This is a genomic window from Paenibacillus spongiae, from assembly GCF_024734895.1.
Taxonomy (GTDB): domain Bacteria; phylum Bacillota; class Bacilli; order Paenibacillales; family Paenibacillaceae; genus Paenibacillus_Z; species Paenibacillus_Z spongiae.
This window is the reverse complement of sequence record NZ_CP091430.1, coordinates 3,062,845-3,084,183: the sequence shown is the minus strand read 5'-3', so window position 1 is coordinate 3,084,183 and position 21,339 is coordinate 3,062,845. Positions and strand designations below refer to the sequence as shown.

The 21,339-nt window shown below is 52.1% G+C and carries 18 protein-coding genes; 3 read left to right on the top strand and 15 right to left on the bottom strand.

Features of this window, described 5'->3' with window-relative positions; genetic code table 11:
- Positions 1-31: 31 nt before the first annotated feature.
- Together L1F29_RS14260 and L1F29_RS14255 are read right to left on the bottom strand one after the other, a co-directional pair.
- A complete protein-coding gene (locus L1F29_RS14260; protein WP_258388964.1) occupies positions 32-1,153 on the bottom strand; it encodes a DUF3626 domain-containing protein in 1,122 nt (373 codons plus the stop codon).
- Between the two features lie 259 nt (positions 1,154-1,412).
- Positions 1,413-1,964, bottom strand: a complete 552-nt coding sequence (locus L1F29_RS14255) for an OTU domain-containing protein (RefSeq protein ID WP_258388963.1) — start codon at positions 1,962-1,964, stop codon at positions 1,413-1,415.
- A gap of 159 nt (positions 1,965-2,123) precedes the next feature.
- Between L1F29_RS14255 and L1F29_RS14250 the strand changes: the two genes are divergently transcribed.
- Complete coding sequence (locus tag L1F29_RS14250; RefSeq protein WP_258388962.1) at positions 2,124-2,633, top strand: Crp/Fnr family transcriptional regulator; 510 nt, start codon at positions 2,124-2,126, stop codon at positions 2,631-2,633.
- A 45-nt stretch (positions 2,634-2,678) separates the two neighbouring features.
- On the opposite strand, the gene hmpA is transcribed toward L1F29_RS14250, so the two are convergent.
- The 7 genes from hmpA to L1F29_RS14215 form a co-directional block, all read right to left on the bottom strand.
- Positions 2,679-3,896: an NO-inducible flavohemoprotein gene (hmpA, locus tag L1F29_RS14245; RefSeq protein ID WP_258388961.1), complete on the bottom strand. Its 1,218-nt coding sequence runs from the start codon at positions 3,894-3,896 to the stop codon at positions 2,679-2,681.
- 235 nt (positions 3,897-4,131) lie between these two features.
- On the bottom strand, positions 4,132-4,509 hold the full coding sequence (locus L1F29_RS14240; RefSeq protein ID WP_258388960.1) for a hypothetical protein: 378 nt from the start codon (positions 4,507-4,509) through the stop codon (positions 4,132-4,134).
- A 58-nt stretch (positions 4,510-4,567) separates the two neighbouring features.
- Positions 4,568-5,275, bottom strand: a complete 708-nt coding sequence (locus L1F29_RS14235; RefSeq protein WP_258388959.1) for a DUF4274 domain-containing protein — start codon at positions 5,273-5,275, stop codon at positions 4,568-4,570.
- Positions 5,276-5,432: 157 nt separating this feature from the next.
- Positions 5,433-6,161 carry a DUF6081 family protein gene (locus L1F29_RS14230; RefSeq protein ID WP_258388958.1) on the bottom strand — a complete coding sequence of 243 codons (729 nt, stop codon included), beginning with the start codon at positions 6,159-6,161 and terminating at the stop codon, positions 5,433-5,435.
- Positions 6,162-6,216: 55 nt separating this feature from the next.
- A complete protein-coding gene (locus L1F29_RS14225; RefSeq protein ID WP_258388957.1) occupies positions 6,217-7,137 on the bottom strand; it encodes a prenyltransferase in 921 nt (306 codons plus the stop codon).
- A gap of 251 nt (positions 7,138-7,388) precedes the next feature.
- Positions 7,389-8,771 carry a Glu/Leu/Phe/Val family dehydrogenase gene (locus tag L1F29_RS14220; RefSeq protein WP_258388956.1) on the bottom strand — a complete coding sequence of 461 codons (1,383 nt, stop codon included), beginning with the start codon at positions 8,769-8,771 and terminating at the stop codon, positions 7,389-7,391.
- A 253-nt stretch (positions 8,772-9,024) separates the two neighbouring features.
- Positions 9,025-12,099: a copper amine oxidase N-terminal domain-containing protein gene (locus tag L1F29_RS14215; protein WP_258388955.1), complete on the bottom strand. Its 3,075-nt coding sequence runs from the start codon at positions 12,097-12,099 to the stop codon at positions 9,025-9,027.
- Positions 12,100-12,432: 333 nt separating this feature from the next.
- Between L1F29_RS14215 and L1F29_RS14210 the strand changes: the two genes are divergently transcribed.
- Both L1F29_RS14210 and L1F29_RS14205 read left to right on the top strand, forming a co-directional pair.
- Complete coding sequence (locus tag L1F29_RS14210) at positions 12,433-12,978, top strand: hypothetical protein (RefSeq protein WP_258388954.1); 546 nt, start codon at positions 12,433-12,435, stop codon at positions 12,976-12,978.
- 6 nt (positions 12,979-12,984) lie between these two features.
- Positions 12,985-15,186, top strand: a complete 2,202-nt coding sequence (locus tag L1F29_RS14205; RefSeq protein ID WP_258388953.1) for a hypothetical protein — start codon at positions 12,985-12,987, stop codon at positions 15,184-15,186.
- Between the two features lie 100 nt (positions 15,187-15,286).
- On the opposite strand, the gene L1F29_RS14200 is transcribed toward L1F29_RS14205, so the two are convergent.
- The 6 genes from L1F29_RS14200 to L1F29_RS14175 form a co-directional block, all read right to left on the bottom strand.
- Complete coding sequence (locus tag L1F29_RS14200) at positions 15,287-16,375, bottom strand: NAD(P)H-dependent flavin oxidoreductase (protein WP_258388952.1); 1,089 nt, start codon at positions 16,373-16,375, stop codon at positions 15,287-15,289.
- A gap of 259 nt (positions 16,376-16,634) precedes the next feature.
- Positions 16,635-17,375, bottom strand: coding sequence for a glycerophosphodiester phosphodiesterase (locus L1F29_RS14195; RefSeq protein ID WP_258388951.1), 741 nt, complete (start codon positions 17,373-17,375; stop codon positions 16,635-16,637).
- A 21-nt stretch (positions 17,376-17,396) separates the two neighbouring features.
- Positions 17,397-18,317, bottom strand: coding sequence for a carbohydrate ABC transporter permease (locus L1F29_RS14190; protein WP_258388950.1), 921 nt, complete (start codon positions 18,315-18,317; stop codon positions 17,397-17,399).
- Between the two features lie 15 nt (positions 18,318-18,332).
- Entirely contained in the window at positions 18,333-19,205 is an 873-nt protein-coding gene (locus tag L1F29_RS14185; protein WP_258388949.1) for a carbohydrate ABC transporter permease, read from the bottom strand.
- Position 19,206: 1 nt separating this feature from the next.
- Positions 19,207-20,277 (bottom strand): ABC transporter ATP-binding protein, encoded by a 1,071-nt coding sequence (locus L1F29_RS14180; RefSeq protein ID WP_258388948.1) that lies wholly within the window; start codon positions 20,275-20,277, stop codon positions 19,207-19,209.
- A 194-nt stretch (positions 20,278-20,471) separates the two neighbouring features.
- Positions 20,472-21,338 carry an HAD family hydrolase gene (locus L1F29_RS14175; protein WP_258388947.1) on the bottom strand — a complete coding sequence of 289 codons (867 nt, stop codon included), beginning with the start codon at positions 21,336-21,338 and terminating at the stop codon, positions 20,472-20,474.
- Between the last annotated feature and the right edge of the window lies 1 nt (position 21,339).

Sequence of the window (21,339 nt, the reverse complement as noted above, 5' to 3'; positions counted from 1 at the left end):
TTATGCTATTGTGGTGATTTGGAACCGGCTGTCACACCCGCTCGTAAGCCCTGCCGAAATGAACAAGGACATGCCAAAGCTGCTTCAAGTGCTGTAAAGTCTCTTCGTACGACCCCCAGTCTCGCCATTGCTGAGGATGCGCCTGCAGGGATGCAGCGGCTCTGCCTATCGCCGCTGCATCGACAAATCCTGCGGGACTCGTAAATTGCTGGTCCAGCCGCCGGGCCAAAGGCGGCATTGCCGGGCCTCGAAAGTCATCCGGCACAGCTTCTGTCTCCAGCTGGAATCCGGAGTGCCAATAAAGGCCAATGCCGTAATGAGAGCACAGCCTCAACAGCCCATCGCCGATCACCGTTCCGGCGAAGGACGGGTCTGCGACAAGCGCCGCCACATCATTCATCAGGTCGATGTCCCCATGAATTTGAGCTTCGATGTAATTGTCGAGTGCCCGTCCGGGAATACCGGAGAACGGCAATCCATCCGTTGTCTGCAGATGAAGAATCCGTTCGGTGAACGACTTCAGGTCCGCAATGGGAGTGCCAAGCGCCATGCGTTCGGACACCATTACATCCACTACCGAAGCAAGCAGCGGCTCGAAGATATCGCCCGTTCCTATGCATTCCGGACCCAAGTGGCTGTCGCCGAACGTAAAGGTGCAGCGATCCGAGACCTGCGGGCGCAGCTTGAGGTAGCAAGAGCCAAATCGGGGGGCGGCGCCGTCCCCATAATTCATTATATTGAGCGCACCGTACTTCGGTCTCTCATCATGGGGCACATCGGGCGTATGATACGCACCGCCGAAGAGCAACTCCTCCCATCGGTCGCGATCCCCTCCGGGATATGCAGTCCGGCTTCCGTTCGAGACGAAGGTTTCGAACTGGCTGCGATAGCGGCCTTCGCGAAGAAGCCCCTCGATAACCGTAATGCCGCTGGGCAGCACCCGATCCGGATGAAAGTTGACTGTCACGCAGCAATATGCGGCGATGCAAGACAGAGCCGAATCCATCCAAGCGGCACCCGGAACCCCAGAACGTGATAGAATAGCTTCAGTTCTGCGGCGGTCCCGATCCCGCCTGGACTTCGCCGCTGCCCGCACATGCTGTATCGCATGCCGCTGAGCTTCCGTCAAGCGGTTCGTATCCATCTCAGCCATCATGATCGCACCCTTTCGTCGGTAAGATTGATCGAGAATGAACGAAGAACGAAGCAACGGAAGATTGATCAAGCCAATGCAACATGCAAAACCAGGCAGATCAAGAAGAAACGGCTGTCGCCGTCCTCTGCGGCGATGCAAGTTTCTTCCCTTAGAAATATAAGCAAAGTAGGAAGGAAAACTTATACTTTCTTATATTTGAACAAAAAACCGCCCTCGCAGGCGGTTTCGTCATATGGATGGAGAGTAAATAACCTGGTTATTGCTGATACACCCTGGTGTTACCCTCACCGATGAAAGGGATGAACTCATGCGGGTGCTGACGAATGTACCGGGCAAGCCGTTCAATTGTTAATGAAGTAACGGAATGGAGTCTGGCATATAACGCGCTGAACAGAAAGGACAAGTCGGAGTCTTGCTCCAAATCGCTGGCTGCGGGTTTAAAGTCGACCAGGCTTCGCGGGTAAGTCCTAATCGCGAGCTCTCGCTCGATTTCATGAAGCAGCGTTATCATCTCGTTATCCTTCAGCATATGCAATCTGCTCTTCAGTGATGACCATCTGGCAGGCTGTGCATAGAAATAGGCGCTCCACCAATACAAATCGACTGGAGACTTGCTTACGTGATCGTAGTATACTCGAAAAATAAATAACGTCTGCTGCCCGGCCGTAAGATTTTCATAAAACTTGCTTTCGTCGCCGCCTTGAATGCGCACTTCCTTGAAGGCATCGATAAGAGGCTTGAAGCATGCCGTCCCGAGAGCCATGTCGTCCAGCTCATCCAACATGAGCCGATTCCCGTTAACCGCCAATTACACAATCACTCCTTTACCATGATTATAGGGAAATAAAGGGTATAGTCAATGCCGGATCATTCGACTTTTCGGAATTGCTGTAATACAATCAAAAAAAAAGCAAGCCCCTCGTTCATGAGGGACTTGCGATTCGTTGCGAAGGAGGCCACGGCCATCATGATCCTGCATAAAGGCGAGACGTTATTCCGCCAAGGCGAAGCCGGTCCCCTCTTTCATCTGAGAAGCGGTCTGTTGAAGATCATGCGCATTCATCAAGACGGCACTGCGATTCTGGTCAATATTATTACGCCTGGCGAAGTCATCCCGCATCATTCCCTTATCAGTCCAAACCCGTATTACGGCACCGCGATCGCGCTTGTTACGAGCGAGATCGACATTCTGCCGGCATCGGACTGGTACCGGCAGCTGGAAGAGGATCCGCGCAAGTGCCGCGACCTCGCTCTGGTGCTTCAAGAGAAGCTGCGCATGATGCAGCAGCGGATCGATCAACTGACGCAGGTCGCCCCCGCAGACAAGCTGCTCAAGCTGCAAGCGTGGTTCCGGAGTTATATCGAGCCAGAAACCATAACCGATATCCTGACACAAGACGAAATCGGACAATTCATCGGTCTTCGCCGCGAAACGGTGAACCGTCTCCTGCGCGCGCAAAAGACGGCCGGCGATTAGTCAAGCAGCTTATTTCGCTTGCACCGTTTGAGCGTGGTTCGGGCTTCAATCCAATGTTCCGGCGGGACCGAAGAACTCATAATGAATATCCGCCTCGGCAACCCCCCATGTTTTCAACGCCTGGTTCATCGCTTTCATGAATGGAACCGGGCCGCAGAAATAGAAGCTTGCATCTGAAGCCGGCACCTTGCTCCGGAGCCATTCGAGATCAATATAGCCTTCTTTATGGAACGCTCCGCTTGCCGCATCTTCTTCCGTCGGCAGATTGTATACCCAATAAACCGACAGCTGAGGAAGCTTCTGAGCAAGCTGCTCCACATGCTCTCTCATCGCATGAACCTTCCCGTTCCGTGCGGCATGTATAAAGGTGACCGGACGATCCGGAGCCGTCTCTGCCAGCGTGTTGAGCATGCTGATCATCGGCGTCAGCCCTACGCCGCCGCTAAGCAAAACAACGGGGCGCGCATCCTTCTGATCGAGTGTGAAATCTCCTGCTGGCGCTGATAGCCAAAGTGTCTCACCGGTATTGATCTGCTCATGCAAGTAAACAGAAACCTTCCCTGCCGGGCAATCGGGTTCGCCCGCTTCCTTCTTTACCGAGATCCGATAATACGGTTTTCCCGGGGCGTCGGACAGGCTGTATTGACGGATATGCGTGTTGCGCTCCCCCGGAATATCCATCTTGACGCTAACGTATTGTCCCGGCTCGAACCCGGCAATGGCCTTCCCGTCCTGCGGCACGAGATAGAACGAAGTAATAACGTCGCTTTCCTTGATTTTCTTCTCTACGATGAAGGCTCTATAGCCCGCCCAGCCTCCGGCCTGTTCTTCGGAATGCTTATACATCTCCGCTTCAACGCCAATGAATGCATCTGCGATGACGCCGTAAGCATCCGCCCAGGCCTCAAGAATTTCCTCCGTAGCTGCACTGCCTAGCACTTCCTTTATGGCAGCCAGCAGATTCTCGCCGACGATCGGATAATGCTCAGGCAGCACGCCGAGACTTCTGTGCTTGTGGGCGATCTGCTTTACCACCGGCAGGATGGATTCCAATTTATCGATGTTCGCGGCGGCGGCATAGACCGCATTGGCGAGCGCCGTTTGCTGTCTGCCTTGCTTTTGATTCGCATGATTGAATATATTCAATAATTCAGGATGTGACTTGAACATTCTTTCATAAAAACGCTTCGTGATTGCAGTCCCATGTACTTCCAGAACCGGAACCGTCGATTTGATGACGGCGATCGTATTGTTGTTTAGCATGATCGTTCCCCGCTTTCGCTTGACTTGGTATGAACCAAGTATACTCAACGCGGCCCTGCTGCCCTTGTGATTACAATCACACAAATAACCAACGATTTGTGACTTATTCTCCGTTCGGACCGCCGCTGTAACGCCCTTAAATGGCTCGTCAGCTATTATTCGCCAGCCACTGGATTTTAAGTTATTCCAATATTCACCGCTGTTGCTGGTATACACTTAAGCTTCCTGACCAGAATTAACGGGTAAACTCCTGCCGTAAATCATCATAAAACCGCTTCAGAGTGTCCTTGTCGATGATAAAGGAGCATTTTACTTTATCGTTATAGAAATATACCCGGACCAAATAACCGGAAACACCCAAGCCATCGAACTCCCATGTCAAATCCTGCTCCTGCTCCCTGGCCGGGAAAACAAAATAATCGCAATCGCCCTTAAGCTGTCTGCCTAGCAATGCGATGAACGCTTCCATGTCGGGGAAGAGAAAGGTATCTTTCAGCTCAAAACGTACACCCGAGCCGGCGGCAATTTTCTGTATGAGGAATACCTCAATCGTATTCGCGCCTTTTGGCAGGAGAATAAGCTTCACTCCCGCATCCGTATCCAAAACAACCATCATAGCCCCCCTATTGCACCGGTTCACCCGGTTCGATCCCGTTTTTGCGTTTCACGGATCACTTTCCCAAACCGCCTACACGCGGAAATCTGGCCAGAATAGCGTTCGCCAGTTCGAGGTATTCACGCTCGTGCTGAGCGACATTCTCTTTCTTCAGCCAGTAATCGCCCTCCAGCAAATCAAACATTTCATAGGCCGTAATTTCTTTGCATTCCGGGTGATCGATAATGACCTTCAGCGGCTCGATCGCATCATCCCAGTTAAAATGAAGCACAAAGGCATGCAGGAGCTCCGGCGTATCCAATTTAGACATCAGCGCCATGCGTTCTTCGTGCTCGGCATATATCGCTTCTTCAATGACGGATTTCTCGAGCCGGGTCAAGGTTAACCGCAGCGAGCCTTCGGTTGCGAGCATTTTGTCAGCCATCAGCGGATAATGTCTGGCTTGGAACCAATAGGTATGCATAATGCCTGCCGGATGATTAAACTCCACGCCGCGGGAGAGCAGCAGATCGACGGCACCTAAATTGCCGAACTTGATCGCTTTCTGCAGAACCGTCAGGCCGAGCTTGTCTTGAAGCTCCGGATTGGCCCCGTGCTCAAGCAGTGCCGCAAGAAGTTCAATGGGCGCTTTCTGGGTGATGACGTAATGCAGCGGCGTTCTGCCCAATGCGTCTTGCACGTTGAGATCATCCGGCTCGCATTGATTTATAACTGCAATTAGTTCGATTATGGACTTGTTTTTGATGGCTTCAAATAGAGACATGTCTGCAATTCTCCCTTCATGCTGTCTGTACCGAAAGCTCTGCTTCCAGCCCCCATCCCGCCCGTATTCTTCCGAACGCTTATATGCTTTCAAAAAAAGGCCGCATTCTGCGGCCCTCTTCGTTGCGCAGACATTCGCCAATGAATAAGCTAAGCTGCTAATCCTTGTATGTTACCGTTACCGGCGACCATTCGCCTATTACCGTCTGGCCATGGACAGACACGCTGCCCTCCGGGGTCAGATCCTTCTCCGTCATGATGCCAAGCGCGATCGTGAAGCGGTTGAACTTGATCGGCACACCCTTCTCCCGGCGCACTTCCTCCCCGTTCACATAGAAGACGACCTCATCATTGCCCCGATGATACGTAATTTTATAGGTGTTGAATTCTCTTGCTTTGAAATTCGTATCTTCCTTGAAGACGCAGAAATATCGGGTCTTGTCCGATTGCGGCACTTGAACGCCAGGGAACGGCAGAACCGCATATACACTGGCGTACTTGTCATTGCCTGCAAAGAAGTCAAGCGCAGCGCCCGTCGAAAAATCAAGCAGATTCAGCGACACGTAACCGTCGTACAGATCGCCTGGCGCCGTATTCTGCGAACGCGCCCGGATTTGCAGCTCGAAGCTCACTTCGCCTTCTTCCGGCACTTCAACCTGCTCAACCGAGTAGTACATATGCTTCGCGTTGTCGAGAATTTGGATTTGATCATTCGACCGGCTGAGCGGTGCCCGTACGTATAGAATGCCATTGCGGACAATGACGACCGCGTCCGGCTCGCGATAGGACCAGAATGTACCGTCCGGCAGCGGAAAGCCGCCGATTTTCCAAACCTCGCCTTCGGATAGAATCGTATGAAAATCGCCAAACACTTGCTGCTTTTCCATAATCGAAGCACCTCTTTCTTGTTGCTAATCATGATTGTCATGATCGATATGATGATTATTGAATCAGTCCATGCACCAGCAAAGCAAGACCCGTAATGCCCCCGCATCGCACGGAGGCTTGGAGCGACGCGCCCATCAGCGGGAGATAGGCTCTTGAATCATTCTCCGGGCCAAGGGATCCGTAAACCTTGAACAGCGGTACGATCGTTATTAAAGCAATGAGAGCATACCAAGGCAGCGCCTGGAACAATACGCAGGCAATTAACGAGACATAGGCCAATATCGCCAGCATTCTAGAAAACACAAGCGACTTCCGCGGGCCCCATACCACGACGAGCGTTCGTTTGCCGGCTTGGCGGTCCGCCTGCCAATGGAGAAAATGATGATTGAATAAAACGAGCGTCGTCAAAAGTCCGACCGGGAGCGACAGCAGCAGCGGACGATATCCAAACTGCTCGACTTGCACATAATAAGTTCCCATTACAGGCAAAATACCAAAGGAAAGCAGAATGGCAATTTCACTATAGCCTTTCCCGCGATAACCGAACTTAAGCGGCGGGGCGACATAGAAATAGGCGATCAATCCCCCCAGACCGCCGAATAAGAGTGCCCACCAGCCGCTTGCCAGACTGACGGCAACGCCGCTTCCGAGAGCAAGGAAGAAGAACAGCCAGGTTACGAAAGCGAATGCCCGTTCCGACATGGTACCGTTAGCCAGGAAACCCGAATTGGTCGAGATGGCGGCCGCCGTTTCTTTCGCAGCCACATCGACGCCGCTGCGAAAATCCCAGAGGTCGTTGATCATATTCGAGAATAAATGAGCAGCAGCTGAACCCAGCAGCGTGATGAGAAACAGCAGCGGGTGAAAGGTTCCATTCCACGCATATGCCCCTAAGCCGCCAAGAAAGACCGGTATAACCATGACCGGCAGCACGCGAAACCGGGAGGCTTTCATCCACAGCTTGAGCCTGTCCATGAATGCATACCTCCTTCCATATGTTTGTGAAAAAAATTACATCTTCATCTCCCTCTATTATAAAACAATCCGTCTGCTTCCGGGTATACATATTTATTGGATTCGGCAAATTTCGACATGTACCGTGATGACGATTCCACGGATTGTACACATTTCCTGTCGCGAACATCGAAAAGCCTCCAAATCCATCGGATCCGGAGGCTGCGAGAAAGTTCTGCTGCTTCAGCGGCGTTAGCATGCGCCGTGAGACATTAATACAATTTCCCTTGGATGTACAAGTTAGTCGAGAGCTTCATCACCGCATAATTGTAACAAGTCTGGCGCAAAGAACGGGCGCTTTCGAAATAGGACGGATACACGGCATCCATCGTCGATTGCATCTTCTTGTTCAAGAGGTCGAAGACCTGTTCTTCGCTATAGAACTGGGTTTCCCTGCCTTGAAGCCATTCAAAATAAGAGACGATAACACCGCCTGCATTCGCCAGAATATCCGGAATGACGATTCCTCCATTATTCGTTATCCGTTGATCCGCTTCTCCGCTCACAGGTGCGTTGGCGCCCTCCACGATGATTCTAGCTTGAATACGATCGACATTATCGACTCGAATTTGATCCTCCAGAGCAGCCAGGACCAATACGTCCACATTCATGTAGAGAATATCCTCCCGGCCCATAATCTGCGCCGTTACTCCCGCTTCCGAGATCCCCTCGAGCGTGGTAGGGAGATCGCCGTTATGGGTGCCGGCATACGAAATAAGAGCAGGTATATCAAGCCCATCGGGATTATATAACGTAATATTACGGTCACTGACGGCAACGACCTTATTCGTCAGATATGTACAGCGGGAAGCTTCCAGCGCCACAACCGAACCCACGTTGCCGAAGCCTTGCACGGCCATGGTCAACGGACGATTCATATAGCCAAGCGCCGTATGTCCGAAGGCATTATTGCCGCTTGCCAAATTGCGCTGATGCTTCGTAACGAAATCATGGATCAAATAACGGAAGGTCAAGTAAACGCCTTTGCCCGTAGCTTCTCTTCTTCCAAGCGAACCGCCGTTCAAGACGCTTTTCCCGGTGAAGCTGCCGCGGTAAGGCTTGCCTGGATTAATGCTCTTATATTCCGACATCATCCAGTCCATCTCGCGCTGTCCGGTACCAACGTCAGGTGCGGGAATATCTTTGTCGGGCCCGAGAATATCACTGAAATACTGGACATACTTTTTGCAGATCAAATAAAGCTCCCGGGCCGAGTAATTGCGCGGATTAATCGCGACGCCGCCCTTGCCGCCGCCGAACGGGACCTCGTGAAGGGCATTCTTCAGCGTCATCAGCGCGGCCAAGTTGATGACTTCCTCTTCATTGACCGATTCGTGGAATCGGATGCCGCCTTTGTACGGACCCAAAGTATCGTTATGCTGCGTCCGGAAAGCCGGAATCCGCACAACCTCGCCGTTATCAAGCGGAATGCGCAGGAAGGACTTATGAATCTTGTTCGGTGTCGATAGAATAGAAGCCAACGAATGAAAGGCTTTCGTTCTGGCTTCCTCCTGTAAAGTCGGTAAGAATGCGGGATCCTCCAGCAAGTTGAGCAAGGAATTTTCAATAATGACACTGGTCTGGTTCTTCGCCATCTGTACAATCACCTCTGTTAATGATTTGATGTCCTTACATCCGCCCACTCCTACAGTATAACCAAACCTTACATCCATAAAGCAATAGAGATATGGACGATATGGGACAGTTTCGTTAATTTTCCGTTTCTTCCAGCCATAATGAAAGAGGAACCCGATTGCCGGACATGCCGGCACTCAGGTTCCTCGATTTCACTGCTTTATCGTTCGGTCATGTCGCTGCAGGCTGCTCGCCTGTGTTCGACGGTACCCATCATGATTCGAACAGCGTCACGGTAGGCGCGGAAGAGGACAGCCGATTCACGGTTGCCTTCGATCCGTCCGCCACGGTCAGCACATATACTCTGTAAGTCACGTTGTACTCAAGCGGCGTGCCGTTCACATCGACGCTTCCGCTCGAGAGGTCGACGGATCTCAATGATTTAGCAACCTGCGTATAGTTGCCCTTCTTGTAATAATCCGTTGCTTCGGCCTCCGTCAAGCCGTTTGCCGGCTGCGGTACGAGGAGGACGGCGTAGTGCGCGACCCCGTTCTCATCCGAGTTGGTGAAGGTAACACTTATAGAAGACGATGCTCCAGCCTGATTAGCCGTTACATTCTGCACCTCTGGGGCCGATACGGTTGGCAGAGCGGCCAAGGAGAACATATTCGATGAACCGGCCGATAATGCATCCAACGATCCGTTAGTATTGCTTACGGCAAGGACGAAAGCACGGTACGTGTAGCCTGCGCCTCTGCCAAGATCATTGCCTTGCGAATCCTTGAGGTTCGCCGCCAATCGCACGCTGTTGTCCGACTTGCTGACATACTGGGAATATCCGTTCGCAACAGCACTTTGGGCATCATACACGTCGAAGGTATTGGCCAGGCTGGATGGCACGATGATCACGCGATATTCTCTCACCAGCGATTCCGTCGTCGACTTGCTGAAAGTCACTTGAACATCGCTGGCATTGCCTTTGTTATCGACGATCGTCGTCGTTACGTTCCGGACGGCTGCAACCGTGCCGTTATTCGTCAGCGTAATCTCGTTCGATGCGGCCGACAGCGCATTCGAGCCGGAATAATTGCCTTCCCTTACCGATAGGACGAAGACGCGATACTTCTCGTCATTCTTAATCAATGCGCCATTGACATCTCTTGCCGTGGATGACAACACTTGTTCAATATTGCCTCCCGTCCTAGGGATGGTCGTATAATTGCTTGGATTCGTGATCGCATTCGCATTCGCCAGCTTGAAGCTGCTCGCATTCGCCGATTTCACGACAAAAGCGCGGTAATGGTTGATATTGGTTTCGTTCGCCGCTCTGGTGAAGGAAACCTTCAAATCTTGGCCGTTGTTGTAATCACTCACATCGCTTGCAACGACATTCGTTACGGCTGCGATGCTGCTGCCGGAGAGCGTAATTTCGGCCGAAGGGGCGGACAGCGCATTGCTGCCGCTGAAGGATCCTCCGCCTACGGACATGACGAAAATGCGGTATTTAACGCCTTCCGTAATCAGTGCCCCATTCACATCGCGCGCGCTGGAGGTGAGAGCCTGGCTGAAATTGCCTCCATTCTTATAGAAGGTTGTATAGTTGTTCGAATTCGTAATCGCATTCGCCGTTGCCAGCGAGAAGCTTCCGGCATTCGCCGCTTTCACGACGAAGATGCGATAGCTATTAATATTCGTCTCATCCGCCGGTCTGGTGAAGGATACCCACAGATCTTGGCCCGTGTTAAAATCCGTCATATCGTTCACGTATAGATTCGATACCGTACCAACACCTGAATTCGACAAGGTAATGCTAGGCGAAGCGACGGACAGCAGATTCGGAATCGACGCATTGTTGTTCACGACCCCCATTACGAACACGCGATAAGCAACGCCATTCGTAATGCTGTTGCCCTTCACATCCCTCATGCCCGATGGCAATGTCAGGGTGATGTTGTTCCCGTTCTTCGAGACGTCGTGATACCTGCCGGAAGATACTTTATTCGCCTCGGTTACATTGAAGTTGTAATAGTCTCCCTCTCTGACGACAAATATCCGATAATAGCTGATGCGCGACTCATCGGAAGATTTGTTGAAGGAAACCTGCAAATCGCGGCCGTTATTGTAATTGCTGACATCGGCCACTTTCGTGATCACCGGCGCCTGCGTAGAAATGCCGAGCGTAACTGCGGCTGAAGCGGACGACAGGCTGTTCAGCGATGCGACCGATCTGTCGCTCACGGACAGAACGTAGGCCACATAAGATACGCCGTTCTTGATGAGCTCGCCCGAAGTATCTCTGGAAGTAGAGTTGAATACGGTCGTCAGCGTGCTGTTATTGTTCTTCGATACCGCGTTGTAATAAGCGCTCGTGACGGCATTCGCGGCGGTCAGATCGAACTTGGACGCATCCTTGCTCTTCACGATCATGACCCGGTAGCCGGTAATATTGCTGTCGTTCGAGGCTTTGTTGAAGCTGACCGAGAGATCGCGGCCGTCTCCGTTATCGTTCACGTCGGTGATCTTGACATTCGTTGCGGCATTCACGATTGAATTCGTCAACGTAACCGTAGGCGATGAATTCGACAATGCGTAGCTATCCTTGCCGACTGTCAAGACGAATACCCGATAGGACTGGTTAGCCGATAATAACGCTCCGTCCACATCGCGCGTTTGCGAAGTGAGCGAGATGCTTTGGCCGGCGTTATTCGTTTTGACGACGGTGTAGTTGGATGAACGTACCAGCTGAGCTTTCGCCAGATCGAAGGATGGAGCATTCCCAGCCTTGGTGACCAGAATCCGATAATGGCTCACATTCGACTGGTTGGACGGCGGTGTGAAGCTGACGTACAGATCGCGCCCGTCTCCGTATTGATTGCTTGCTCCCGCGCTTACATATTGAACGGGGGAAACTTCATGCGACCGTGAAGTCGTAATTATGACGCTCTGCGAGCTAGGATCCCACAGTACTTCCTCTCCCAGCGCCTCGCTCACGAAACGGGTCGGCACCAGTGTCCGTCCATTCATCGCGCGTGCCGGGGCATCGAGCGTCACTTTCTGATCGTTAATCGTAGCCGTTGTCGCGCCGAGCTTCATGACAACCGTTATGGCTCCTTTAGTTGCGGAAATGGTCTTCGTTGAAGGAATCCAGTCAACGGTCGCGTCCAACGCTTCGAAAATGCTGCGCATCGGGACGAAGGTGCGTCCGCCGATTGCTACCGGCGCTTGGTCTGTTGCAAGGAGTTCCCCATCAATGTAAATTTTTATTGCGGAAGCAGCCTGTGCCTGCGGTAGAAGAAATAAAGTAAACATCATGACAAAAGCAATAACCGTGGACAGAGTCTTTTTCAATAGGTTCATCCTCCATTTTTTTTTACTTTCAGTTGAACAGCTCGGATTCTGATTCTTTAACGTAAGATCCGGCTCAAAAGTTTCTCAGATTATGCTAAATTTCTAAATATATTTTTTTGGTCCGTCTAAGCATGACAAAAAACCGAACATTGGTCTATGAATTCACGATTCACTATTTTATGCCAGGGTACATCTGTGATTTGGATAGTCCCTTGAGTCGAGACGAAATGGAAACGAATGTTTATCATGTTGGATAAAGGTAATCTGATTTGTAAAAAATGAAGGGGGATCTTGAGCAATCTAGCAAAGAGACCAAGCCAAGGAGGCATGTACATGTATACGGAAGTAAATCCTGCCATAAGTGACCCGGCATTCAACGCAGGCGCAAGCGACAGGAACAAAATGATGGTTGCCAAGGTGCCACAGGGCTACGAAACAAAGATTAACATTCGGTTCGTTCCGGGGACTGAATTCCAAATCCCCTCAGACGCTGACCGGTGCCGCCTCTTCCAAAAACCGAATAATCGGGACGTCGAGCTGGTTGCCTTACCGGAAAGCTTGCTCGACAAACTGAAAGACGCCAACAAGACGGTCATCGACTGGCTCGCCAAGGACGCGGCGAATGCACATTTTTTCTTTGCAAAGCCCGTTGAGAGCCTGATTCATGCCGGTGTGAGCTTGTCCCGCGCGGAGCAAAAAATGCTCTCACGATCCCGCCGTGCGGTAGAAGAGGTGAGCTTAATTGGCCCAGGGGTTAAAATCGTAGACTTATCCGCCTCAGCATATCCTGGGGGCAAAGTGGGAGACATTAGACATGCTCCAAAGGTAAAAGACGGTCGTAACGAGGTTTACGGCTGCGGACCGACGGGAAAGGGGTAACGCTTCATGGCACTTGATCGAACATCTGGTTTCGACATGCTTGTCCAAATCTCTGAGGAAGAGTTGAACAACCAGCTCGAAACAGCCTTCCTTGCCGGCGGTCTCTTCCCGTCATCCATGAGAATGCCGATCAATTTGAATGGCATTGTAGGGACGGCCAACCTGAACTTTAACACTCCTGTCGCCGACCTGGATCGGCCCCCGACGCAAATGGGTTTGACCGTTCCTTTTGCAGACTCTCAGCTTCAGATCACAGCACCGGTCGCTTTAACGCTTGAGCCGCTGGGCGGTATCATCACCATCGTCGACAACATCGAAATGATCGCCACAATGGGGAACCGTATTGCTGCGTTGGACTTCAACAACGGTGCGCCAATCGTCACGTTGGAATTCGATGCGGCCTCTCAAGCCATTTTGGCACCGGCCCTGGCAACTGCCGGACTGACCCTTCTACAGACGCAGAACATGATGGCGGGCACGGTGGTCCAACAACTTCAAACCGCAATCCGCCGTATCGATCTAACGCCGCCGATTCCTGTCGTGGATGATTCGAATCCGACCACGATCTTCAGCATCGAGGTTACCACCGTCAACGACACCACGGCTATCGATCGCGACTGTATTACCTTCGGCATTCGCATGGCGAATGACTCAGGCGGCAACATCGGCGGCGTTACAAGCTCCTTCATCCCGGCTGGCAGCCAGTCACTGGTGATGATGAGTAACTTTTGGCTGCTGGCCAAGGTTTTGCGGCCGCGTGTGGCTGAAGCTCTCAATCGGCCAGTGACTGACTTCGATACCCCGTTCCGTCTGAACCGGCATATACCCGCGCCGGGTGGCCGGGGAACGCTCACCAAGCTGGAGGCGCGAGTAGAAGGGAACCGCGTTCGCGTGGATTGCCAGGTCATGGCTTCAGGTACGGGTTGGTCGGCGGTATCAAACATTACTTTCTTTGTAGATATCGCTCTAGGCAATGGCTCCATCACCATTACCGCTTCGACTCCTTCTGTCGATACCGATATCGACATCGAATGGTGGGTGTGGCTGGTGTCCTTGGGACTCGGTGACTTGTTCGGAGGAATCATCGGCGCGATCGTAGCGGCGATAGTTCTGTCCATCTTAGAAACGCTGGGCGAAGGCATCGCGAATCATCTGATTGCCGGCGTGATCAGCGCTCCGTATAACTTGCCGGCAATTCCGCTCGGACCGATCGGAGGCGGGATAACTCTCAACTCGGTGATTCTCGATGATCTGGAGCTTCACTGCTCCATCATCCGATCGAGTTCTGTTCCTGTGAAAAATCAAGGGTCGTACTCCTCGCTCACCGGTTTTACTGTCGATCTCGATTCCGGAACGATCCGCAGTAACGTTTCCCCTGAAACCGACCTGATTTGGAATCCCTCCATGGGACTCTCAACGAACGGTCCGACGGGCTTGACTATTACCGGGACCTCGTTCGACGCATTAACGCCGGTGCAGATTTCGAGGCTCCCGCTCTCAGGACGCGACATTCCGCTGCAGCTCATTCCGGTTGTCCTGCCTCCATTCTTCCCATTCCTTGAACACGAAGAGGTCGTGTTCGGCATCCGCACCACGAAAGGCCGCTACGCAAAAGTGCGAGCTTGGCGTTCTATTCTCACGGGAGGCGAGCTGCAACTGGATTGGATAACCTACGATACGCCGGTTCCCCAGCTCGATATTCTGGACCGTTGGTCGGTGTGTGAACGGGGTCAAGTAACCGAATTCATTAGACCCGACTGTTCTTCCTGCAGTTCCAGTCCAGTTCGATGGTGCGGCGAGTTCGAAGCCTGGCCCAAACTGATGGCCTTCCCGGTTGACTACCAGTGGTGCCTTTGCGGCAATATACTGGAAGAAGGTGAAGGTAACATCGCTACCCTCCAAGGATCGCTTTCCTATAAGCTTACCGGTCGTCGTCTGTGGATCGAAACCGAAATGGGGCAGAGCCTCGACTGCGAATTGTGCGTAAGTGCGATTGACGCCAAGGGGGTTGAGCTGTTCACCTGCATTCATCTGTTGCAACCGGGTATCGAAACTCGTTGCAGGAAGTGCGTTCCCATTGCAACGCACACGAGAATCGAGATTGTCCCGGCCGAGCCGATGTTAAGCTCCTGGCGGCCGCTAATAACGGATGAAACGGCTATGCTGAAAGATCAACCCGCAAACAAAAAGGAATGCGAAACCCATTAGGTTAGCATTCTTTTTGTTTTTGCGGAATTCTATCTCATTCCCTCTGTACGTAGCCATTCATTCACTGCCTCCACTCTGTTCCACACTGGACAAGCTTCGCTCAAAATCTCTCACCGGACAAATGCTGTTTGGCTTCACGGACGATATTGCGCACAATATCGCCGGCGGATTCGTCATCCCGGTTTAACTGTGCCGCCCCTTGCCCCGCCCAGAGGGACATGTGGCCGGGTGCCGACAATTTGCCCGCCGCGGCGCGAATCTCGCGCGTTAGTTGATTGTGCAGCGGGTATGGCAGCGGGTCCAGCCTCCGCTCCTCGAATGATTGCGTCATTCGATTGGCAATCCCCCGGGCTGGGCGGCCCGAGAATGCGCGCGTAAGGGTGAGATCGGTTTCCTTGGCGTTCAATAAGCTGCTCTTATATACCGGATGAGCCAAGCTTTCGGTACAGGCAAGGAATCGCGTGCCCAACTGTACGCCGTCTGCACCAAGCAGCAGCGCGGCTGCCATTCCTCGCCCATTCATGATGCCTCCCGCTGCGATAATCGGAATATGCGGCATCGCTTCGCATAGCAGCGATACGAGAGGAAGCGTGCCGATAACCTCCCCATCGCTGCCGGGTTTGATTGCGAACGTTCCACGATGTCCGCCCGCTTCACCCCCTTGAGCAACGATGGCATCGACGCCTTCCAATTCTAATGCAAGGGTCTCATCCAGGGTGGTTGCCATCCCGATCAGCTTCATCCCCGCCGATTTTGCGGCGGCTCCATATTTGCCGGGCAAGGAGAACGCGACGCTGAACACCGGCACCTGCTCATCGATAAGGACGTCGAAACATTCGTCAAGCGACTCTTCATCCGTTGGAATACGGCCATCCCATGTCGTAAGTCCAACCTCGGATCGCATCAGATTGACCCATTCGATTAAAGCCGGGTCCGCTGCAAACGGCTTCTCAGGCGGGTTGTATAGGAGCAGATTAACGCTGAAAGGACGCCGTGTCAGTGTCTTGATCTCCCGGATTGCCCGCCGGAGTGCGTCTTTGCCCATATAGGCCGCTCCCAGAGTCCCCAATCCGCCCGCTTCCGATACGGCGGCAACTAATGAAGGCGAAGTAATATTGCCCGCCATCCCGGCCTGTATGACAGGTGCGGATATCCCCAACACATCACATAAGCGAGTATGTACTTGCATCGTAGTCCTCCTTAATAAGTCCGATTCCTGCTTTATCGCAATCGATATGGCACCTATTTAAGCACACTTGTACCTATTGCGCAATCTCATGCGGCTCGACTCAATAAGCTGCATAATAGGGGTAAACATGTAAAACGCAACCCTGAGCGCAGGAACGAATGTTACGAAGGAAAGCGATTGGTCGTCTCTGAATAGAGAAGTTAACAGCAAAAAACCGCGCAATGCGCGGCTGGTGATCCATGCTGGCGTTTCCATCCGATTATCTAAGCGCAGCTTCGCCCCGGATCAGATTCAGCAGGCGGTCCGGGTAATTCGTCGTAATGCGCGCGGCGGGATAGAGGTCCATCATTCGAGCCATTATCGCCGTGTCATCCACCGTCCATACCCCGACATCGATCCCATGTTCGGTCATCTGATCCATTAATGCCTTGGTTATAAAAGCATGATGGATGGAAATGCTTCTTGCTCCCGTATATTGAAGCTGTTCGAGCAGCAGCGTCGGATTACCCAGGAAAATAAGACCGGTCATGAAGGATGAATCAATCTCGTTTACTTTCTTCATCGAATCATGATCGAATGAAGATAACACGACTTGCTCCTTCATCTCATATCGGAGAATCAGATCGATGACCTTCTGCTCGATCCCCTCGTACATGTTCCCAATCTTCTTCAATTCTACCGCGAGCCTGCAGCGCCCTTTCGTAAGCAGGAGCACCTCTTCCAGGGTAGGAAGCTTCTCATCGTGATATTGCGGCGCATACCAGCTGCCAGCATCCAAGCTGCGCAGCTCTTCATAAGTCAAGGATTGAACGAAGCCCGTTCCGTTCGTCGTGCGGTCCAGCGTATGGTCATGAATCACGACAGGAACGCCGTCTTTGGATAAGTGTACATCTAATTCGATGCAAGCAATATCTGCATCCGATAGAGCCAGCTTGAATGCGGCTAGCGTGTTCTCCGGCGCAGCTCCCGACCATCCCCGGTGCGCAACGATTGTCGTCATTCCATATCATCCTTTCGACTATTATTTGACGCCGTTGTATACGAAAGCGCGAATAATTTGCCGCTGCGAGAAGAAGAACACGACGAGAATCGGGGCGACCAGGATGAGATTGCCGGCCATGAGAATGTTCCATGTGGCAACGCCCTCGACTTCCCTGATCTTCGCAATGCCCAGCGGCAGCGTACGCGCCGTCTCGTTCGTCGTCATTACGAGCGGCCAGAAATAATCGTTCCAATGGGCAATGAAGCTGAACAGCGTGAAGGTAACCAATACCGGCTTCACAAGCGGGACCATTACTTTCGCGATAATTTTCCATTCCTTGGCATGATCCAGCCTCGCCGCTTCAACCAGTTCCTCGGAAATCTGCATGAACGCCTGCCTGAGAAGGAAGATTCCGAAGGCGCTTGAGGCGAACGGAAGTATGAGGCCCAGATGGGTATTGAGAAGCTTCCAGGCGCTTAGCTCCAGATAGACGGGCAGAAATATGAGCTGTGCAGGGATCATTAAGGTGACCATGACAATCCCGAACAGAAGCTTAGATCCTGCGAATTGATAGCGCGCGAAGGCATAGGCCGCCGGTATAATCGTTGCCATCTGCAGAATGAGAATTCCGACCGCTATGATGACGCTGTTCGTGAAGTATTTCATGAACGGACCTGTATTCCAAGCATCGATGTAGTTCTGCCATACGGGATTGCTCGGAATCCACTCAGGCGGGAATATCATCGTTTCCGGCATCGTTTTCAGCGAGGTCGATATCATCCAGACGAAAGGCAGGGCAAAGATGAGTACCAAGACGAGCAAGGAGAGGATATTGGCAGCACGAAGCAGATAAGCTGCCGCCGACTTCCATACCGCCCGCTTATGATGTATACCGGCCGTTGATCCTCCGATAATTGCTCGATTTGCGGTGACGCCGGCGGTTTCGTTTACTGTTTTCATGAGTGGTCCCCCTTCCTACCGATAATGGACGCGCTTCGACAGAAGCTTGAAATAGATGATGGTTAATACGCCGACGATGCACAGCAGAATGACTCCCGCCGCGGATGCGTAACCGATTTTGAAGAAACGGAAGCCATATTCGTAGATATAATAGACAAGCGTATTCGTCGAGTTGATCGGGCCGCCCTGCGTCATGATTGCAATCGTCTCGAACACTTGGAAGGAGCCGATCATATTGATAATGACCAGAAAGAAAATCGTCGGGGACAGCATCGGCAGCATAAGCTTCATGAAGGTGGTCCACGGCTTCGATTCATCTAGCGCGGCCGCTTCATAGATATCTTTCGGAATGCTCTGCAAGCCGGCTATGAAGACAAGCGTGTTATATCCGAGCCCCTTCCATACGGCCACAATCACGAGCGAAACTAGCGACGTGCTCGGATGGGACAGCCATTGCAGCTTGCCGAAGCCTACCAGCCCGATTACCCAGTTCAATAGACCGTATTCCGGATCCATCAGCCAGCTCCACAGCAGCGAGATCGAGACCAGGGAGATAATATGCGGACTGAAGATCGCCCCTTGCACGAATGCATGGAATACTCCTTTCCTGTTCAGCCAAAGGGCGAGCAGCAGAGCCAAACCCGTCGTTAACGTAACCGTCAGCAGCGTATAAATCGTGGTATTGGACATCACCTTCCGGAAGTCGGCGTCCAGCAGAAGGTCCTTGAAATTTTGCAGTCCAACGAAGGTCTTGGTCGGGCTGACGAAATTCCAGTCGAACATGCTCAAATAGATCATGTAGAAGATCGGATAAATAAAAAATAAGGAGAAAATAATGATCGACGGCGCGACCATGCTGTACGGCCGCAGCTTTTCCCAAACAGTCATTTTACAAACCTCCGGCGCTCACGAGCTGCTGCGGACGTACAAAGACCTCGCGAATCCGTTCCCCGTCCGCCCGAAAATAATAGAGATGCTCATAAGGAATTACGACGCTCACCCGTGAGGCCTTCACGATCGGCTCCAGGAAGTTTTTCACGAAGAACATGCCGCCGCGAGCTTGAATTTGATAGATATTCTCCGCGCCCAAGCTTTCGCGGGTAATAATCTCGCCCTCCAGGATATATCCGTCCGAGTGCTTATTGGATCCGATCATCACTTGCTCTGGCCGGAAACCGACATAACGGACTGGAATGGAGGATTCGATGTCCAGCCCGTCAGCATCCTGGATATTCATCACATTCATCGCCGGAGTGCCGATAAACTGGGCGGTGAATAAATTCACCGGATCGTGATAGAGCTTAAGCGGGGAGTCCGCTTGCTGGATAACGCCTTTGTCCATGACGACGATCTCATCGCCCATCGACATCGCTTCCACTTGATCGTGCGTCACATAGACGAATGTGGTGCCCAGCCGCTTATGAAGCTGAATCAGTTCTGTCCGCATCTGATTCCGCAGCTTTGCATCCAAATTGGATAACGGTTCGTCCAGAATAAACACCTCGGGCTTCTTCACCATGGCGCGGGCAAGAGCAACCCGCTGCCGCTGCCCACCCGAGAGGTTCTGCGGCTTCTTGTCCAGATGGGGCGTAAGGCCGACGATCTCGCAGATATCGCTTATGAGCGTATGGCGCTCCTTCTTCGGGATCCCCTTATTCTTGAGACCGAACTCGATATTGCCGCGAACCGTCATCGTCGGATACAGGGCGTAGTTTTGAAACACCATGGCTACTTCCCGCTGACCGGGTGCCGTATCGTTCACGCATTTGCCGCCAATCCAGATTTCGCCGCCGCTCTGCTTCTCAAGACCTGCGATCATCCGCAGCGTCGTTGACTTGCCGCAGCCGGACGGACCGACGAGAACCGTGAACGATCCTTCCTTGATCGTCAAATTCAAATCCTCAATAACGACATCGTCTTTGAATTTCTTGCTAATATTTTTCAGCTCGATCTGCGCCATTGCAATTCCCTCCTGTTACAAGTTTTGTTGTGCACAGCTACCCGAACATGCGAAGCAGGAAGAATGATTCTGAAGAAGCGTCAGCGGTCGTCTTTGTTCCCGGAATTCAACCATTTAAATTTGATTCAGAGAAATCCGGGAACAACCGCGATCGGAAGAACATTCTATCTGCGCAGCGCCCCTACTTCGAAAGATTACTTCGCAATCAAACTTTTCAATTGCTGGATGCTGCGCAGAAGCTGCTCCAACTCCTGAAGCGTCGTTAACTGCATATCCCATGTCTCCGTATCCGCGCTGTTGTAAGGAGATATGAAGCAGGTTCTGCCTCCCAGCCGCTTAACCGGATGCAGATCGTTCCATGTGTTATCCCCGATGGATAGGATTTCATGCGGCTGATAGCCCTGCTGGAGCAATGATTCCATGTACCGTTCGATGCCGTCCGGCTTCTCCGCTCCGCAATGAACCTCATCGAATAGATGATGGATATTCATATAGTTGAGAAATTCAAGACCGGACTCCAGATACGTGTTCGTCATGACGATTTTCTTGTCCACCGCGTCCAGCTCCCCAAGAGCTTGGAACAACTCGCTCCGGTACGGGAACCGATAGGGCTCGAGAATCATTTCCTTGCGGACCCGCCGGAAAGCCTGCTCCAATTTCTCTTTGCCGATTCCGTATTTATGGCTCATGACGGCTGCGATGCACCAAGGATCGCCAAGGTGGATCATATCCGAGAATATCGCTTGCGACCGAAGATAAGCATCGTCGACATGGAACGGCGCCGTTCTCGTTCCCTCCCATGACAAGCTATATAGGAAGGTATCCCCTTGACGGACGAAGATCCGATCTGTCGGCTTGTGATAGAAATGTCCGATCTGGAAAGCATGCTCGCCGGACAGAATCGATCTTCCCACATACATGGCGGCATCCGCTTCAAGCTCATGAGCCGTTCCTTCCAACAAATAGCGAATATAGCGCTCCAAGTACGTATCTTCCTGATACAACGTACCGTCCATATCGAACAGGATGACCTTTACCGCCGACAGCCACTGGTTGCTCAAT

Coding starts and splice junctions, on each gene's coding strand:
- L1F29_RS14260 (WP_258388964.1), bottom strand. CDS start 1,153: ATGGCTGAGATGGATACGAACCGCTTGACGGAAGCTCAGCGGCATGCG.
- L1F29_RS14250 (WP_258388962.1), top strand. CDS start 2,124: ATGATCCTGCATAAAGGCGAGACGTTATTCCGCCAAGGCGAAGCCGGT.
- hmpA (WP_258388961.1), bottom strand. CDS start 3,896: ATGCTAAACAACAATACGATCGCCGTCATCAAATCGACGGTTCCGGTT.
- L1F29_RS14240 (WP_258388960.1), bottom strand. CDS start 4,509: ATGGTTGTTTTGGATACGGATGCGGGAGTGAAGCTTATTCTCCTGCCA.
- L1F29_RS14235 (WP_258388959.1), bottom strand. CDS start 5,275: ATGTCTCTATTTGAAGCCATCAAAAACAAGTCCATAATCGAACTAATT.
- L1F29_RS14230 (WP_258388958.1), bottom strand. CDS start 6,161: ATGGAAAAGCAGCAAGTGTTTGGCGATTTTCATACGATTCTATCCGAA.
- L1F29_RS14225 (WP_258388957.1), bottom strand. CDS start 7,137: ATGGACAGGCTCAAGCTGTGGATGAAAGCCTCCCGGTTTCGCGTGCTG.
- L1F29_RS14220 (WP_258388956.1), bottom strand. CDS start 8,771: ATGGCGAAGAACCAGACCAGTGTCATTATTGAAAATTCCTTGCTCAAC.
- L1F29_RS14210 (WP_258388954.1), top strand. CDS start 12,433: ATGTATACGGAAGTAAATCCTGCCATAAGTGACCCGGCATTCAACGCA.
- L1F29_RS14205 (WP_258388953.1), top strand. CDS start 12,985: ATGGCACTTGATCGAACATCTGGTTTCGACATGCTTGTCCAAATCTCT.
- L1F29_RS14200 (WP_258388952.1), bottom strand. CDS start 16,375: ATGCAAGTACATACTCGCTTATGTGATGTGTTGGGGATATCCGCACCT.
- L1F29_RS14195 (WP_258388951.1), bottom strand. CDS start 17,375: ATGACGACAATCGTTGCGCACCGGGGATGGTCGGGAGCTGCGCCGGAG.
- L1F29_RS14190 (WP_258388950.1), bottom strand. CDS start 18,317: ATGAAAACAGTAAACGAAACCGCCGGCGTCACCGCAAATCGAGCAATT.
- L1F29_RS14185 (WP_258388949.1), bottom strand. CDS start 19,205: ATGACTGTTTGGGAAAAGCTGCGGCCGTACAGCATGGTCGCGCCGTCG.
- L1F29_RS14180 (WP_258388948.1), bottom strand. CDS start 20,277: ATGGCGCAGATCGAGCTGAAAAATATTAGCAAGAAATTCAAAGACGAT.